This window comes from Pedobacter sp. 05T44 (genome assembly GCF_056395985.1).
In genome coordinates, this window is the sequence record NZ_JBFTKO010000013.1 from 24,435 (window position 1) to 40,306 (window position 15,872).

The 15,872-nt window shown below is 39.3% G+C and carries 18 protein-coding genes; 10 read left to right on the forward strand and 8 right to left on the reverse strand.

The window, feature by feature from the left end:
- The first annotated feature begins 5 nt into the window (after nucleotides 1-5).
- The 3 genes from AC1DDK_RS18715 (at nucleotide 6) to AC1DDK_RS18725 (ending at nucleotide 1,770) form a co-directional block, all read left to right on the forward strand.
- Complete coding sequence (locus tag AC1DDK_RS18715) at nucleotides 6-356, forward strand: VOC family protein (RefSeq protein WP_337716011.1); 351 nt, start codon at nucleotides 6-8, stop codon at nucleotides 354-356.
- Between the two features lie 259 nt (nucleotides 357-615).
- Nucleotides 616-1,077: a hypothetical protein gene (locus AC1DDK_RS18720; protein WP_172662662.1), complete on the forward strand. Its 462-nt coding sequence runs from the start codon at nucleotides 616-618 to the stop codon at nucleotides 1,075-1,077.
- A gap of 12 nt (nucleotides 1,078-1,089) precedes the next feature.
- Nucleotides 1,090-1,770 carry a hypothetical protein gene (locus tag AC1DDK_RS18725; RefSeq protein WP_288881549.1) on the forward strand — a complete coding sequence of 227 codons (681 nt, stop codon included), beginning with the start codon at nucleotides 1,090-1,092 and terminating at the stop codon, nucleotides 1,768-1,770.
- A 22-nt stretch (nucleotides 1,771-1,792) separates the two neighbouring features.
- Here the strand turns inward: AC1DDK_RS18725 and AC1DDK_RS18730 are convergent, their stop codons facing one another.
- Both AC1DDK_RS18730 and AC1DDK_RS18735 read right to left on the reverse strand, forming a co-directional pair.
- Entirely contained in the window at nucleotides 1,793-4,582 is a 2,790-nt protein-coding gene (locus AC1DDK_RS18730; protein ID WP_337716009.1) for a TonB-dependent receptor, read from the reverse strand.
- Nucleotides 4,579-5,469, reverse strand: a complete 891-nt coding sequence (locus AC1DDK_RS18735) for a VanZ family protein (RefSeq protein WP_337716007.1) — start codon at nucleotides 5,467-5,469, stop codon at nucleotides 4,579-4,581. The genes AC1DDK_RS18730 and AC1DDK_RS18735 overlap by 4 nt, the downstream gene beginning before the upstream one ends.
- Nucleotides 5,470-5,732: 263 nt before the next feature.
- On the opposite strand from AC1DDK_RS18735, the gene AC1DDK_RS18740 reads away from it, so the two are divergent.
- Nucleotides 5,733-6,815: a sensor histidine kinase gene (locus AC1DDK_RS18740; protein ID WP_288881542.1), complete on the forward strand. Its 1,083-nt coding sequence runs from the start codon at nucleotides 5,733-5,735 to the stop codon at nucleotides 6,813-6,815.
- Nucleotides 6,812-7,555: a LytR/AlgR family response regulator transcription factor gene (locus tag AC1DDK_RS18745; protein WP_288881540.1), complete on the forward strand. Its 744-nt coding sequence runs from the start codon at nucleotides 6,812-6,814 to the stop codon at nucleotides 7,553-7,555. The genes AC1DDK_RS18740 and AC1DDK_RS18745 overlap by 4 nt, the downstream gene beginning before the upstream one ends.
- A gap of 43 nt (nucleotides 7,556-7,598) precedes the next feature.
- Here the strand turns inward: AC1DDK_RS18745 and AC1DDK_RS18750 are convergent, their stop codons facing one another.
- The 3 genes from AC1DDK_RS18750 to AC1DDK_RS18760 all read right to left on the reverse strand — a co-directional run bounded on the left by AC1DDK_RS18750 (nucleotide 7,599) and on the right by AC1DDK_RS18760 (nucleotide 10,314).
- Nucleotides 7,599-8,444 carry a hypothetical protein gene (locus tag AC1DDK_RS18750; RefSeq protein ID WP_288881538.1) on the reverse strand — a complete coding sequence of 282 codons (846 nt, stop codon included), beginning with the start codon at nucleotides 8,442-8,444 and terminating at the stop codon, nucleotides 7,599-7,601.
- Nucleotides 8,445-8,515: 71 nt separating this feature from the next.
- Entirely contained in the window at nucleotides 8,516-9,241 is a 726-nt protein-coding gene (locus tag AC1DDK_RS18755; protein WP_337716005.1) for a LytR/AlgR family response regulator transcription factor, read from the reverse strand.
- Nucleotides 9,238-10,314, reverse strand: coding sequence for a sensor histidine kinase (locus tag AC1DDK_RS18760; protein ID WP_337716003.1), 1,077 nt, complete (start codon nucleotides 10,312-10,314; stop codon nucleotides 9,238-9,240). Before AC1DDK_RS18760 ends, AC1DDK_RS18755 begins: the two co-directional genes overlap by 4 nt.
- Before the next feature lie 228 nt (nucleotides 10,315-10,542).
- On the opposite strand from AC1DDK_RS18760, the gene AC1DDK_RS18765 reads away from it, so the two are divergent.
- The 4 genes from AC1DDK_RS18765 to AC1DDK_RS18780 all read left to right on the forward strand — a co-directional run bounded on the left by AC1DDK_RS18765 (nucleotide 10,543) and on the right by AC1DDK_RS18780 (nucleotide 13,441).
- Complete coding sequence (locus AC1DDK_RS18765) at nucleotides 10,543-11,565, forward strand: hypothetical protein (RefSeq protein ID WP_172662650.1); 1,023 nt, start codon at nucleotides 10,543-10,545, stop codon at nucleotides 11,563-11,565.
- Between the two features lie 19 nt (nucleotides 11,566-11,584).
- On the forward strand, nucleotides 11,585-11,836 hold the full coding sequence (locus tag AC1DDK_RS18770; protein WP_172662649.1) for a methyltransferase type 11: 252 nt from the start codon (nucleotides 11,585-11,587) through the stop codon (nucleotides 11,834-11,836).
- Nucleotides 11,837-11,908: 72 nt separating this feature from the next.
- Nucleotides 11,909-12,922 (forward strand): DUF3500 domain-containing protein, encoded by a 1,014-nt coding sequence (locus AC1DDK_RS18775; RefSeq protein WP_216854462.1) that lies wholly within the window; start codon nucleotides 11,909-11,911, stop codon nucleotides 12,920-12,922.
- A gap of 60 nt (nucleotides 12,923-12,982) precedes the next feature.
- Nucleotides 12,983-13,441: a DUF1569 domain-containing protein gene (locus AC1DDK_RS18780; protein ID WP_172662648.1), complete on the forward strand. Its 459-nt coding sequence runs from the start codon at nucleotides 12,983-12,985 to the stop codon at nucleotides 13,439-13,441.
- A gap of 22 nt (nucleotides 13,442-13,463) precedes the next feature.
- Here the strand turns inward: AC1DDK_RS18780 and AC1DDK_RS18785 are convergent, their stop codons facing one another.
- The 3 genes from AC1DDK_RS18785 to AC1DDK_RS18795 are packed head-to-tail and all read right to left on the reverse strand — an operon-like array spanning nucleotide 13,464 to nucleotide 15,183.
- Nucleotides 13,464-13,838, reverse strand: coding sequence for a hypothetical protein (locus tag AC1DDK_RS18785; RefSeq protein ID WP_337716001.1), 375 nt, complete (start codon nucleotides 13,836-13,838; stop codon nucleotides 13,464-13,466).
- A gap of 44 nt (nucleotides 13,839-13,882) precedes the next feature.
- Nucleotides 13,883-14,518 carry a M23 family metallopeptidase gene (locus tag AC1DDK_RS18790; RefSeq protein WP_172662646.1) on the reverse strand — a complete coding sequence of 212 codons (636 nt, stop codon included), beginning with the start codon at nucleotides 14,516-14,518 and terminating at the stop codon, nucleotides 13,883-13,885.
- Complete coding sequence (locus AC1DDK_RS18795) at nucleotides 14,515-15,183, reverse strand: peptidylprolyl isomerase (RefSeq protein WP_172662645.1); 669 nt, start codon at nucleotides 15,181-15,183, stop codon at nucleotides 14,515-14,517. The genes AC1DDK_RS18790 and AC1DDK_RS18795 overlap by 4 nt, the downstream gene beginning before the upstream one ends.
- A gap of 172 nt (nucleotides 15,184-15,355) precedes the next feature.
- On the opposite strand from AC1DDK_RS18795, the gene AC1DDK_RS18800 reads away from it, so the two are divergent.
- On the forward strand, nucleotides 15,356-15,865 hold the full coding sequence (locus AC1DDK_RS18800) for a hypothetical protein (protein WP_172662644.1): 510 nt from the start codon (nucleotides 15,356-15,358) through the stop codon (nucleotides 15,863-15,865).
- The last annotated feature ends 7 nt before the right edge of the window (nucleotides 15,866-15,872 follow it).

The window sequence follows — 15,872 nt, forward strand, 5'->3', positions numbered from 1 at the left end:
AATCTATGAAAGTTAAAAGAATCGTTGTAGACATATCCACGCAAAACATAGATGCGGCCAAACAATTCTACCAAGTTATATTTGGGCTTGATTTATTGATGGATCATGGTTGGATTAAGACCTATGGGTCTAATGAGAATCAAAACATTCAGATAAGCTTTGCAACGGAGGGTGGTTCGGGTACACCGGTACCTGATTTATCTATCGAAGTCGATGACATTGATGAGGCGCTTAAGCGAATGAGAGATTGTGGGATATCAATTGAATATGGTCCCGTTGATGAGCCGTGGGGTGTTCGTAGATTTTTTGTGCGTGATCCTTTCAACAAATTGGTTAATATTTTGGCCCACATATAATTATCACAAATAATTACGGAGATAACTGAATTGCTAGCTATATAAGGAATAGCAAAACTACCCGCTTTTTTTTCTTACCTCCTTCTAACTGCACCATCAGTGTATAATTGCTTCAAAGGCTTGATTTGGTGAGGTAACCTTGCGATAAAAAATTATCACAAAAAATACAGGTAAACCATTAGAAAAAAATACAAATTTTCATCTATTGTTTGAAAAAGCAATAATTAGTCACTTTGAGTACATCTTAAAAATTACCGTTATGAAAAAATTTGGAATTATTTGCTTCGCCATGATATTATTTGGTGTAGCATCTGTAAATGCACAAGGCATTTTAGATAAAATAGACCGCGCGCTTGACAAGGCGGATAAAGCGGGAAAACAAGCTGATAGAGCCGGAAAAACCGGTGGTAAAATCGGTAGCTTCTTTGGCAAAAAGAAAGTTGCGGAGGAAGAAGTGGCAGCCGAAGCGCAAACTACTGTAAATATTATCGGTGTCGATTTTGCTACCCTAAAGAGCATTAATGAAAAGGCAGCAAGTACTAAGGGTGTGGCCAGTTCGAAAATGAAATTTAGCTCATCGGGCTCTACAATTAATTTGCAGCATAGTGGCACAACAGAAGATTTACTGGTTGCCTTACAACAGACCAATCCGGCCATCTTTGCCGAGAAAAATATTGAAGCCCTGGAAGACGGACAAATATCAATTAAAATTAAAAAGTAAAAGATAATACCAATGAAAAACACTTCAATTGTAATACTGGCAATAATATGCATCTCTTACCTTGCTTCATGCAAAAAAGATAAAGATGGGCCATCAAATGAAGAAATTCTTAAAAATAAAATCGAGGATGTAATTCCACAGCAATATTTAGATACCCTTAAAAGATTAAATTTTCCAGTTAATGAAGGTACAACACCCCCTAATATGGAGGGCGCATTTTATGTATCGCCACTGATTCTAAAAGCATCAAACATATCCGGAGATAAACCGGGAAATGCATTTCTGAGTTCAAAGGTGAAATTTTTTGACCAACACAATGATGATTTTGGTATAAGCTTAATTGGCGAGCATGTATTAACTTTAAGAGATACCAGCATTGTAACGGCAATATCAGGTTCGGGAAATAATTTTACCATCTACGGGAAAGTTAAATCTACTTATGGCTCCTACTCTGCCATATTTGCTACGATAATTTCGGGTGTAAAAGAAGGCAACAACATTAAAAATTACACTATTGGTTTAATAAACATTGATAACAGCAAAGGTGGTACAGGTATTTTCGTGCCTGAGGGAAAAGCCAGAATTGCTTATGATTCTGACTTAATCACCGAAAGCATTGAGTATGATGCAAAAACAGCAAATTCTGGTAATGAAAAAACCTTAAAGTTAGTAAAACCGTTAGGAGGAGATTAGATTTTTGCACTTAGCCCGGGGGCTAACCACCCCCACCCGGGCCACCTGGCATCCCCCTTGGAGGACGACCAACAAACTTTTGCAGTCTGAGTGTAATGGTGAGCAGGTAATAACGCCCTAAGCGGTTTACGCTGCTTTGCGTAATGGCATAAGCGTTTTGAGTTGAGGTAAAACCTGTATTCTCACTAAATACATCATACACAGAAAAGCGCAGCGTACCTATGTTGTTCTTTAGAAAACGCCGCTCTAGGTAGGTATTCAGAATATTTGGGTTGGTGGAACCACTGAAGCCTTCATAAATCATCTTGCTGTAGTTATAATTTAAGGTCCAATTTTTCAGGAAATAGAGGTTGCCATTCGTGCCAAGAGTAATGGTTTGAAAGTTATTGTCAATATTGGCATGTGCGACAGAATTTTTGGATTGATTAATACTATAACTGGCACTCGCCTCTGCGTCTAAAACCTCGGGAATATCTACCCTGAAACGTACTCCCTGAGAAAGCACAAAGTTTTTAGCGATATTCTTTTGGACAGTTTGATCAATACCGAGTGAATCGAGAACATCAGTGAGGTAAGAAATGTTGTTATTGTAAGTGACCTTCCCATTAAAGAATAAGCTGTATCTTCGTTTTGCCCATGGCTTGGCAAACGCATAATATGCCGAAGCATTATAAAACCCAGAAGCATTCTGATATTTCGTTAATATTGCCCCCGCTAGCCTTGGGTCAGCTTTGTAATTGCGTGGATAGGTAACGGTGTTGGCTACAATCTTATGGTCAGTTTGAGTAAAACTCAGGTTCACAAAAAAAGTTTTGCCCGTACCGTCTCCGAATTTGTTATACCTGATCTGAAAGTTGTTGTTGTACTCGGGCAGCAGATCCGCGTTACCCTGTATCGGATAGCTGGCCTCTGAAAAGTCAATCACCGGCTGCAATTGGTAATAGACTGGTGAATTGCTTGCTCCCTGGTAGTCCAAAGCCAGTGCCTGAAGGTCGGAGAAGTTATAAACATAATGCAGTACCGGTGAAAAATTAAATATGGTTTTGTGTGTCGGGGCAGTGGCAGATGATGAGCCCTTCAGCAATGTTGGTTGCGCGGTCACACCCAATGTAAAGTTATATTTCTGGTCAATTACCTGATAGTTTACGGTAAAATTGTTGGTGATGAAATTGAAATTGTAATCGTTACTTAAATTAGGATCGCGATTGACATCACCTGCGCCGGCAACCGTGTCGGTAAGCCTGTCCGCCCCTGTTTGTACGTTATGGTACTGGTAATTAAATTCCAGATATGTTTTTTTACTTATCGGCTCCAGGTATGACAAAGAAAGACCCAAGCTGTCGGTACGCCTGCTGGTATTGATCATCTGATTTACCGGCGCATTGGCATTGCCTTCCAGATAATTGTAGACAGGATTCTGATACTGTTTATTTCTTGTAGTACCACTGGCTAACAATACATTGAAATTGCGCCCGCGCTTCCGAAACCGATGGTTGTACAATGCACTAAGGCCAAAGTTGGGCGCCTTGGTGTGAGACAATAAACTTCTTGTATAATCTGAGATTAAAGTGTTACCGATATTTTGGGCTTGTAGCCTACTTGCAAAATTTTGATCGGTACGCCCCCCGCTGTACGAAAACGTTGGGATGAATTTAAAGTAATTTACTGTATCTGGCTTGTATTCTATATTGAATTTAAAACGATGGTTAAGATTCTGGGTATTCTCTGTGCTATTGCTGTTCTGGACTGAAGGTAGCTGGCCTGATATGTTATTTTGAACCGTTTTTAAAGTGGTGTATACCGAGTTGTCTGCAAGACTATAGCTGCCGTAAACTTTTACCTTTTTACTCCAATCATCACGATAATTAAACCCTAATGAGCGTGTGGTAGTAATACCTTTTGGATCCGGACCAAACACATTCGGACGGTCTCCGCCGGTAAAGGTAAACAGGCTTGTATTGGTATTGTTGACGTCACCTGATATGGTTATCTGACGCTTGTCCTGGAAACTGAATACATTGGTTGCTCCGACATAACGACCCCCATTTTTTATCCCTGCTGTTTCCCGAACAGCATCACGGCCGCTGCCCACAGTTCCCTGACCAAAATAGCCATGATTTTTATCCTTCCTGATATTAATGTTTAATACCTTTTGTGGGTCACCGATTTTGATGCCCGTAATATTGGCCTGATCACCGTAATCGTTTATGACCTGTACATTCTGCACCAGATTTGCAGGCAGGTTTCGGGTCAGGCTTTTCACATCACCTGCCATATAATCTTTCCCGTTGAGTCGCACCTTGTTTACTTGTTTACCTTGTGCTGTGATGTTACCATCGTTACTTACTTCTAAACCAGGCATTTTCTTAATGGCGTCTTCAATTACTGCACCTTCTCGCACTTTGTATGCTGATGCATTGTATTCAATTGTATCTTCCCTTATTTTAACCGCATTAGCATTAGTGACTGTAACACCTTGAAGCGTAATAGGGTCACTTTTTAATACGATTGGATCTAGTTCGGCTGTGATGTTGTTAGGAGCAAGATTATACCGCCGTTTAACACCCTGATAACCTAAAGAAGTAACCACCAGGCTGAATTGATTAACTGATACCGATGAGAAGGTAAACCTGCCAGTGGAATTAGTAGCAACAACTGAACTGTCTTTATCTGTAAACAATTTAATCGTTGCCCATGGTAGCGTTGCTCCTGTGGAATCTTTTACCACACCGGTTACCTGACGGCCGGTTTGTGCGTAAACCTGCATACTGAAAAGCAAGGCAGCAACTGAAAGAAAATGTAGACGTCTCATGATCCCTGATTTGGTGCGTTGCAAACCAAAACAGCTGTTGCAATTTTGTTGCCCTCTGCATCTGACTGGTAGGTAACTATTGTTACCTTGCTACCTATTTTTAAATCGGACACTAAGATGGCGCCTGAAGAGTTTCTGATGGTTGTCTGGCGGGTAAGTTTAATCATTACTTTCTCGCCGTCGCGCTGTTGAATAATGATAGCCTGATTTCCTGTACTTACAATCTGTCCCAGGCCACCGGTGCCCCCACAGGGGTCGTTGCCTTGAGAAGGCCCACTACCTTGACCCTCTTCAGCACGGTCAGACCTGCCGCGCTCCGGGCCCGGTTCCAAACTAAGGGGAAACTGACCCTTCTGGTAAAGAACAAGACCGTAAGATGCTGCGCCAGCAGCTACAAGCATCATTATAATTACGGCAATCCTGATATTTTTGGATTCCATCAAACGCAGCTTCTTTCCCAGAACGGTAAAGGCCCAATAGCCTATCATAACACCAAGTCCGTTTAATATAACATCATCAATATCAAATATGCCCACACGCAATAGTACCTGTAATCCCTCGATTGCAAAACCGGTGGCAATTGCAAGCACAAACATTTTTTTCCATGTGATGTCCGCAAAAACCAAAGGGCCCAGCAATCCTACCGGTACAAGCAAAATAATGTTTCCGATAAGATTAATGCCTCCGATTACCAAGCCCTTCTCCCCTAGCAGATACACCAAAATGGTTTTGAACGGAACTAAATTGGCCGGACCTGTTTGTGATCCACCAAAATAAATCATCAAGGAGCCTATCCTGATCATGGGCACATCCTTAAATACCATTACCTTGATCAGGATCGCACTATAAGCGATGAGAATAAATGTTGATATTAATTGCTTCTTCATAGACACAAAGCAAAAGCATTATTTATGCATCCTAAAATGTAATATACCGCGACAAGCAGATCATAGACGGAGGCTTCTTTTTGTTCGATTAACGAGATCTTATATATCATAAAAAAAGGTAATCCCCGTTAAAAGACGAAAAATGCCTGTTGGTCGGCACAAAATGGCTCAATAGCGCTGGAATTTGCAGGAAACCAGTTAATAAGTGATATTGCAGCTGTTTTTATTATGTTCCGGACAAATAATGAAACCAGTTTTATGAAATGAAACTATTACTATCAAAAAGCAAGCTGATAACCATATTGATACATATCCTCGTTTGGAGTGTATTCGGGCTGGCTATATTTTTTTATCTGCCTTTTTTTTCAGGGATTAATATTCATTATGCATTCTGGATAAGACAGGTAATTACGCTTGGCCTGCTGGTGATTGCATTTTATATCAATGCTTTTGTTCTGGTGCCCAGGTTTTTGTTAAAAAAACATCCTGGTTACTATTTTGCAATAATCATTGGGGTGATTATAGTCATCGTAATTTTAGATGGTTGGAGTGAACCGGCGCTTAACTTTCATCAATGGCTGTTTGATGAATCTTTTCATAAACGTTTGATGATGAAGATATTGGCACACCGAGGAGAAAATATATTGCAAGTGTTTACTTTAGTTATTTCTGTAATGGTGCTTGGTATCAGTACCAGCCTGGCCACCATTGGGAAATGGCAAAAAGATAAGCAGAAACGCGAGGAGATGGAAAAAGACAAGATCACTTCAGAGTTGTCGTTCCTTAAGGCACAGATCAACCCGCATTTCTTCTTTAATACATTGAACAATATTTATGTGCTTACCCAGGTTGACGGGGATATGGCCGGCGAGGCCATTCACCAGCTTTCTCGCATGATGCGGTATTTGCTTTATGAAACGCAGCAGGGACAAACCCAGCTGAGCCAGGAAATTGCCTTTGTGGAGGATTACATTAGTCTGATGCAATTGCGGTTAACCGACGCAGTAAAGGTGAAGATTGATACTCCCCCGCAATTAAAGGATATGCCCATGGCACCGATGATTTTATTGCCTTTCCTTGAAAATGCCTTTAAGCATGGGGTGAGTGCGACAGCGCAAAGTCATATCGATATTGTGATCCTGCAACGGGAAAGTCTGCTTGATATTACTGTAAAAAATTCGATAATGAAAGATAATAGTGTTAGCTTAGATACCAGCGGCGGCATTGGTTTGGTGAATACCCGCAGGAGGCTCGAGCTGCTTTATTCAGGTAAACATAAACTAGAGATCTGCGAGCTCAATGCCGATAATGAGTACACTGTTCACTTAATTCTGGATCTGTTATGATATTGAATTGCATTGCAGTTGATGATGAGCCCCTGGCACTTAGTCAGGTGTGCAAATTCATTGAACAAACGCCTTTTTTGCACCTGGCAGGAAAATACGCAAATGCTGTGCATGCACTAAAAGCCATTCGCACTGAGAAGATTGACCTCATATTTCTGGACATACAAATGCCCGACCTAAATGGCATTGAGCTGGCACGCGTACTGGACACGGGGCTTGATAAACCGCGCATTATATTTACTACAGCTTACAACCAGTTTGCCCTGGAGGGATACACAGTAGATGCTTTGGATTATCTGCTAAAGCCCTTTAATTACAAAGAATTTCACCGGACTGCCCAAAAGGCTTTGAACTATGCTGAATTACTAAATAAGCCTGCTGCAAAAGCCCCCGTGGCAAATGAAACAGAAAGTGCAGACGAAAATTATCTTTTTCTGAAAGTGGAATATCAACTTGTGCGCATCGCCCTGGATGATATTCTGTATATCGAAGGCTTAAAGGATTATGTAAAGGTTGAACTAAAGAATGCCGAGAAAGCAACCCTATCGCGTACCAGCTTGAAAGCATTGGAAGAAAAATTACCCCCGAAACGTTTCATGCGTGTGCATCGTTCGTTTATCGTTTCACTGGATAAGATCACATCCATGACCAAAAATTCGGTACATATTGGCAAAATGATGATCAGCGTGGGTGATCAGCATAAAGATGCTTTTGCTCAGTTTGTTGGGAAATGGACTTGAAAACCGCAACAAAACTGTAAGGCGTTTGGTCTATTGAGTAGTTTTATTTTCTGTAAAGTGGGCATCTTTTGAGCAGATATTCCAATGGGCCAGCATAAGAACCATCGGTATTACTTAAAAAAGCTTTATGGGTCTGGCTATAAATACTGGCGTTATTGTCCATATAAATATGCAGACTTACGGCCACATCGTATCGTTGAACAGCATTGCTGGATGAGGAACCGTAAGAAGAAATTCCTTTTACATCTTTGTCGCCATCGCGTTTCACCTTGGTATTTGAATTTTCGCTTGAAGAACTGGTCTGGTAGCCTTTATTTTGTGTAACTATGCCATCAACAATATACTCTACACCAAGTATATCACAAATTTCTTTCATGGTAAAACTTATCATTTTGTCTCTGGTTACCCCTGCCTTGGCTAACATAGCATTGGTTGTTCTTGAATCCAAAATGGTATAACCTGCCGAATGCTGTGAAAGGAATCCATAAGTGTCTTCCTGTGCCTTGAGGCCAATTGCATCTGCGCCAGGTTGATTGTCCATCAAATAAGTGAATGGGAGGACAGCTATTTTATTGTGATGATCAGCTGGGGAGGCAGACATGCTTACAGGATCTTTTTGGCGGTCCTGAGAAGGCTGACTCTGTTGGCTGATTATTTCAATTCTGCCACTGGAATGCACAATTTTAGCAATATCAGATTTTTTAACGACGTATTCCGCAGTTTCGCCATCATATATAAATGTAACATCGCTGTCGGTTACCTTGACAACTTTGCCTTTCATTTCTTCGCCGTTAAGTTTTTGAATAATATCTTGTTTTGCAGTATTTGTTTGTGCAAACAGATTAACAGAAATCAGACTTACAATAAGCCATAAGTAGAGCTTTTTCATAGGATTAAGATGAGTAAACAAATATAATAAATGTAACATATCTGTTTACTTCATTAACTTTTTTTTTAATATCAAATTTCAGGAGAGATTGAACCTCCTGAATATATAGTGAAGAAGTCCTTTTTATAAACCTCTCCTATTGGCAGTTCATTTATACCAAGGTAAATAGTATGGTGGTCAAAAGATTCAATATAATTCTTGTTCACCACATAGGATTTGCTTACGCGCAAAAAGGTATCCTGAGGAATTTTTTGATGGAAGGTTTTTAAGTTCATGGCTGTAATCAGCTTTTGGCCAGCCAGATGTATTACTACGTAATCCTTTAGTCCTTCTATAAATCTGATATCCTCGAATTTGATCCTGTGAAATCGTCTATCTGATTTGATTAACAAGAAATCTGCCGTATTACCTTCAAGTGTGTTCTTTTCAGGGTTGCCTGAAAGCAGGCTTTGATAAGTTTCGGCTTTTTTGATCGCTTTATCCAGCCTCCCTTTGTCTATGGGTTTGAGCAAGTAATCGATTGCGTCCAGTTCATAACTTTTTAAGGCATACTGCGGGTAGGCCGTTGTGAAGATAACCAATGTTGAGCCTGATAATTGAGTGGCAAAATCTAGCCCGGTAACCATGGGCATTTCGATGTCCAGAAAAATCAAATCGACTTTATTTGATTTCAGAAAATCAAGAGCGGTCCATGCATTTGAAAAACTGCCCAATATTTTAGCTGAGGATACTTCGTTGATCAACGCTTTCATCTCCGCTCTGGCCAAAGGTTCATCGTCTACAATGATACAGTTCATAAGGGCAATTTTAATAGAATTGAAAATTGATTTTCTGTGGAATCTATGGTTAAAAAATAGTTATTCTGGTAGAGCAGTTGCAGTCTTCGTTTAATGTTTGCCAACCCCAATCCACTATTCTTTTGATCGTTAGGTATAAACAGTGGATCTTTTGAGTTCATACAAAAGAAATGAAGTTCAGCATCAACAATTACAAATTTAATTGTGATGTGGGGCTCTCCACCACTCACATCCACACTATGTTTAACGGCATTTTCTACAAAAGTGGTAAACAAATTGGGTGGTACAAAGATCCCATCCAATATTCCGGGAGTATCGGGAATATTAATATCTACAGAAAGCTTGTCCCTCCTGAGCATCTCCAGGTTCAGGAAGTTCGACAAAAAGGTGATTTCTGATCGTAACGGCGTCTTTTCTTCATTATTATCATAAATCTGGTACCTTAAAAACTCAGAAAGTCTCATAATCACTAGATTAGCTTTCTCGGGATCTGTGCGTATCAATGCTTTTATGCCATTCAGCATATTAAAAAGGAAATGTGGATTAATCTGATTTCTTAGCTCATTGAGTTCCATCCTTAGGGTTATATTATTCAACTCGGCAATTCGCTCATTATCTTTTGTCCAGCGTTGAAATAATTTAATCATGGTGGTAATCAGGATAATCGACACTGTTATAAAAAAGCCCTCAAAAAAACCATGATCATCTTCTTTATAGCCATGTCCTAACTGCATTCCCGCTGAGTCTAGATACACTTGAAATAAACCAGATATGAAAGTAAGGCTGAGAAATACCAGGAGGGAAAAAAGAATTAGATACAACACGTACCTGCCCTTAAAAAAGTAAACGGGCACCAGTATATACATGTTGATGTAGCACATAGCAATTAATACTCCATAAACACTTAATAATCTAAAATAATTAAAAGGTCCGGAGTATTCTGCTTGCCAGTTAGAATAGGTAATAACAACCAAACTAACCACTAAAAGTACAGCGTGACGCAGGATCCTATACCGATCATCAACGATAACCTGCAAGAGATTTGTGTTCTTAAGCTCCAGATCTGCTTTCATTTAATTTTCTATTGCTGCAAAGATAAGGTTATGTCTTAGTTCACTTTGCGAAATTATACCAAATGACCTCTGTAATATACCAAATTCAGGTTTAAGGTTTGGTATGGCATTGAGGCGATCTGGTATATTATTTAGTGGATCTGGTATAATAACAAAAATGTGTCTTCGCATTATATATTCCTTTGCGTCCGGATTTACCCAATCTCTTTCGAAATTTTAACACAACATATGAACAGAATAAAAAGAACTGTGGCAACATTGAGTATACTCGCCTTAGCAATCAATAGCTTTTCTCAGACTACGGATAGTATCCCTAAAGGCAAGCAGGACAGTTTGAACTTCCCTAAAAGAGTGGCTACTTTTGCTGCCGACAAATTTGCAATAACCCGCCCGCTAAATATTGAGTTTACCCAAACTGCTCCCTTCAATTTCAAGTCAGAAAAAGACGGGAGTCTTTTACCCGTAAATAGTATAAACCGCTTTCAACAAGTTAAGGTGAGTGCTAATATTAGCCTCATTAAACGCAAGAGCTGGATTTTAGGTACAACCCTGGGATATAGATTAACTTCCGCAGAGGCAGAAATTGGAAATACAGGTACATCATACATCACCACTTCTAATGATCTTCACTATCTGTTTTCATCCCTGAATTTAACCTATTTTTCATCCTTATTCGGAAAACGGATGGTTTATAGCTCAAGTGTGATGTTGGATGGTAGCGACAAGCATTTGGAAAGAGTAAGGGGAATGCTTACGGCAACAATGGTATTGAAAGCAAATCCACGCACAAAAATGACCGTCGGAATTTTGGCCAGCATTGACCCTAGCGCACCGACTCCATTTGTCCCCACCTTCTCCTATGAACACAAATTCAACAACGGCATGATAGCAGACATTGTGCTTCCCCGAAGTTTGTATCTGAGAAAATTTGTTTTTAACCGTAACGGGAGAATTTCATTCGGCTCTGAACTGGACAGAACTGCATTTTACCTTTATAACCTGGATGGCACCGACCAAAAATATGAGTATGGCCAATTGGATGTCAATTCAGGACTGACCTACGAGCATGCGATTGGGAGACATTTTATGCTGACGGCAAAAAGTGGGATGAAATACACGCCCTCGGGGAGAGTATTTAAAAAAGAGGACTCATTTGCTGACCCCGTTTATAAAATCACTCCCGATCCCGTATTTTACTTTAATATAGGTATATCATTTAATCCATTTTCTATTCTTGGAAAGAAGAAATAACATATCAAAACAAATTATTATGGTAGCAATTTTCAAAACAAATGTTAAGCACCCTGCAGCTGCGATGAATGTTATTAGCCAGTTGTTGTGTGCATACCCGGCATTCAAAATTTCATTTGATCTGGAAGATGAGGACAAGATACTTAGGATCGAAGGAACTTTCTTTCATGTCGAAGATGTCGTTCATTCTCTTCTAAGTAATGGCTTTATCTGTATCCACCTTCCTTATGATCCGGATAGTTGCCCTGTTTTAGGGCATTACAATCATTAATGTTTCTATATTTGGATCGCAAATGGACTTTAGTATCCCATCCTTTTTTGTTAATTTGGATAAAAAAACCAAATGAAAAACCTGGGTGCACTATTCTGTATGTTGTTTGTATTTGTTTGCAGCCAAAACAGCAAGGCAGAATCAGTTAAGACCGTTATAAGCACGGCAAACACTTTTATTAAATCATTAAATACCGATCAGCAAAGGGCAGTGGTAATTGGTTATACTAAGGAAAATGCCACAAAATGGACCAATCTTCCATGTGGATTGCAATGCAGGGTTGGGGTTTTATTAGGCTCATTGACAGATATACAGCTTCAAAATGCTAAAGCAGTTGTTAAAGCAGCCATGGGAACACTACCTTCTAAGGGATATGACCAGGCTATGCAGATTTTAGCAGCCGATGGTTTTCTGGGTACAGGCCGTAAGGGATACTCACAGGGAAATTATATTATTGCATTTCTGGGTAAGCCAGAGATTACAGGCAAATGGCAACTTCAGTTAGGCGGTCACCATTTGGCGGTTAACTTAACGTTTGATAATGGTAAGGTTGTTAGCGCTTCGCCTCTCTTTATTGGCTTAGAGCCCAAAACCTGGACTACCAACGGAGTTACTTATGCCCCCCTTAAAGCCAATCACGATTTATTGACAAGTATGCTTGCTTCATTGAGTGATGAGCAATTAGAAAGTGCCAAATTAGCTAGCGGTTTTGACGATGTATCTGTAGGTCCGGGTGCTGATGGTAAATTCCCTGCCACAAAGGCCGGGCTAAAAGCAGGCTCGCTAAACAAACACCAAAAGACCTTGATAATTGAGGCCATGAAAGCTTGGGTTCAAATTGCTGATGATGCTACTGCCAAAAAACTATTGGCTTCTTATGCTGCAGAAATAGACAATACGTATATAGGATATTTTGGTGGTCCTTCACTTGCTAACAAAGGTGATTACATTCGCATTGATGGCCCATCTGTATGGATAGAGTTTATATGCCAGCCAGGTGCAGTATTTCCGGCTGAGGTGCATTACCATACTGTTTATAGAGATCACATCCGAGATTACGGGGGGAGTTTTAGTTTTTTTAATTAACTTCATCGCGCTTTGTTGCTAACTAGCAATGGGCATTAATCTTTATTAGCAATCTTAAGAATGGCCTTACCTAATATCTTCACAAAATCAGTTTCTGACGAGATAATTGCAAGAATAAACAAACTAACACCTGAAAGTCAACCTGAATGGGGCAAAATGGATGTTGCACGGATGCTTGCACATTGCAATGTTACCTACGAATTGGTGTTTGATAATATCCATAAGAATCCAAATGGCTTCTTAAAGTTTATTTTGAAGATGATGATCAAAAATAAGGTGGTGAATGAAAAACCTTATGGCAAGAACGGAGCTACAGCACCACAATTTTTAATTACTGATCCTAAGGTGTTTGAAACTGAAAAAGCACGCTTGATAAGCTATATTGAAAAAACTCAGCAATTGGGCGAAGATCATTTCGATAATAAAGAGTCACATTCTTTTGGTGTGCTTACAAAAACAGAGTGGAATAATATGTTTTACAAACACCTGAATCACCATTTGAATCAGTTTGGGGTTTAGTTAACACGACAGCCACCTCTACTTATAGCGCCAAAGTTAATTCGTAATCACTTATTGCAAAGAACAGATTTTGTATCTGATGAACATACTCTACCCTTTTCAAAGTGTGCCCGTTATACTGTACAATCCAGATTTCATGATTATTATCGTCAACTGAATTTAACAAATTGAACTCATTACTTTGACCCTGGCTATCTTCTACATAAGTGATGAATGAGCTTAGTTTAACCTGTAACCCCAGTGATGATGCCCAATATTCGTTTATTGGAACCCCCTGATATGAACCATGAAATGATTCCCAAAATTTTAGGGTTTTAAAATGATCCTCAGTTACAACAAACCAGCTTCCATCTTTAAGGCCAACAATGTTTCCAATTCTTAATTCATGTGCATCCATACGATTTATTTAAATAGCTATTACTAAATATACCAACTGGTGGGCTAACTTTTTAATTTTGTTTTTAAAAAGATTAATGGGTTGTAAAAACGTTGATCGAGCTGTTTTTGATTCATAGTTAACCAGCTGGCACAGCCATAATCGTCAAAATTTTTACGAATCTCCAGGTGAAGGTGATGGTAATCTCCTCCATACTTTTTCGACTCCTGCTTTGTAAATAGACGAGCGAGCTTTGTTTGTTCGGTTACCTGTTGGCCCTGACTCACATACACCTCTTTTAAGTGCTTGTAAGAAGTAAACATCACTTTACCATCGGCAAGTTTGTGTTTTACTACTACCGTGCGCTGGTTTTCTGCTAAATGTACTGAGCATACAACACCTTTTGCGATTGGATAAACACCTATCAAACTCGTTTTAGGTTTTAAAGGATTAATGTCTATTGCGGTATGTATGTGTCCTTTATAGAAGCTATCCCGATGATCTCCAAATATGCTGATTACTTTGATTTGTTTTATGTCTTTTCTGTTGGATACATCGAACGGCAATACCCAATTACTTGCTACAACTGCTGGAACAGCATCTACATAATAGGGTTTCCATCTGTCTTTATCAGTATCGATTGTTGGTTTTTGGAAGTTCAACAATAAAAGTACTGTAGTTAAGAGCGCTGTTTTTATCATTCTACTTTTTTAAGCTTTAAGACTTCTTTTTTAGATAACACTACCGGTTTAAAGGTTACTGTTTCTAATGGAAGATCATTTTTATCTGTTTTTACACCATTTATTGCATCAGCCACCTCCATTCCTTCAACTATTTCACCAAAAACGGTATAATCATTATCTAAATGAGGAGTTCCCCCTATTGTTTTGTAAGTGGTTCTCTGTGATGGTGAGAGCTTAATACCTTTCTTTTTTTCCAGCACATCGAGTTGTTCGTCTGTTTGCAGTTTACCTACGACCAGATATATTTGGGTAAGGTATGAGCTCTTTTCGGGATTGTCATTTCTACCTGCTCCAAGGGCACCTTTTTTATGAAATAATTTTGGTGTTATCTCTGCCGCTAAGCGTTGTATCGGTACTTCCGGATGTAGTTTTTCTCTTTCAAGAATAGTTTCGTCGAGCTCCCCTCCCTGGCTTACAAAGGATTTAATGACGCGATTAAATTGCGCGTTATTATAGAGGCCTTTTTTTATGGCTTGTAGAAACATATCTCTATGCTTAGGCGTTTGGTCATACAAGACCAGCGTAATATTTCCTTTGTTGGTGATTAACCTTACATAGGCGGATTGGGCGTTAGTAATCAACGCGAATAATAAAAGTAGCAAAGTTAGGACAGAAGTTCTCATCTGATTTTTCCAGTTTTAAGAATATCTAACGAATATAAAAGAATATTTGATTGATCCTGTCGATATATTCTTGCTCTCAGTCGATAAATTAACAGATCCGGCAGATTGGCTGTATGTTTTGATAATCTGCGGCATAAGCATTGCACTATGGCTATCAAATAAAACACATAAAATGAAAAAAATACTTTTAGCTGTAGTTTTCGGAGTAGCTTCGTTAAGCAGCATAAACACTCAGGCGCAGGTAAGCGTAAATATAAACATAGGTTCTCAGCCACAATGGGGCCCGGCCGGTTATGATCATGTTGATTATTATTATCTTCCTGATATAGACACTTATTACAACGTTCCTAATAAACAATACATTTACCTTAATAATGGGAATTGGGTGTTTAATAACAGCTTGCCCTCAAGATATAGAAACTACGATTTATACAATAGTTACAAGGTTGTAATTAACTCACCCAAACCCTATTTATCACATAAAGTGCATGTTAAAGAATATAGCAAGTATAAAGGTTACAAAGGAAAACAAAGAGTAATCAGAGATAGCAGGAGCATTAGACAGTCCAAACCTGCCGGTAACAAAAACAAATACCGTGAGGCAAAGGGCAATAGCAAATCCCGTGAAGGTAAAGGCAATGGGAAACATGGCAACGGCAGTGGTAATAATGGGAAACACTAAATAAGAT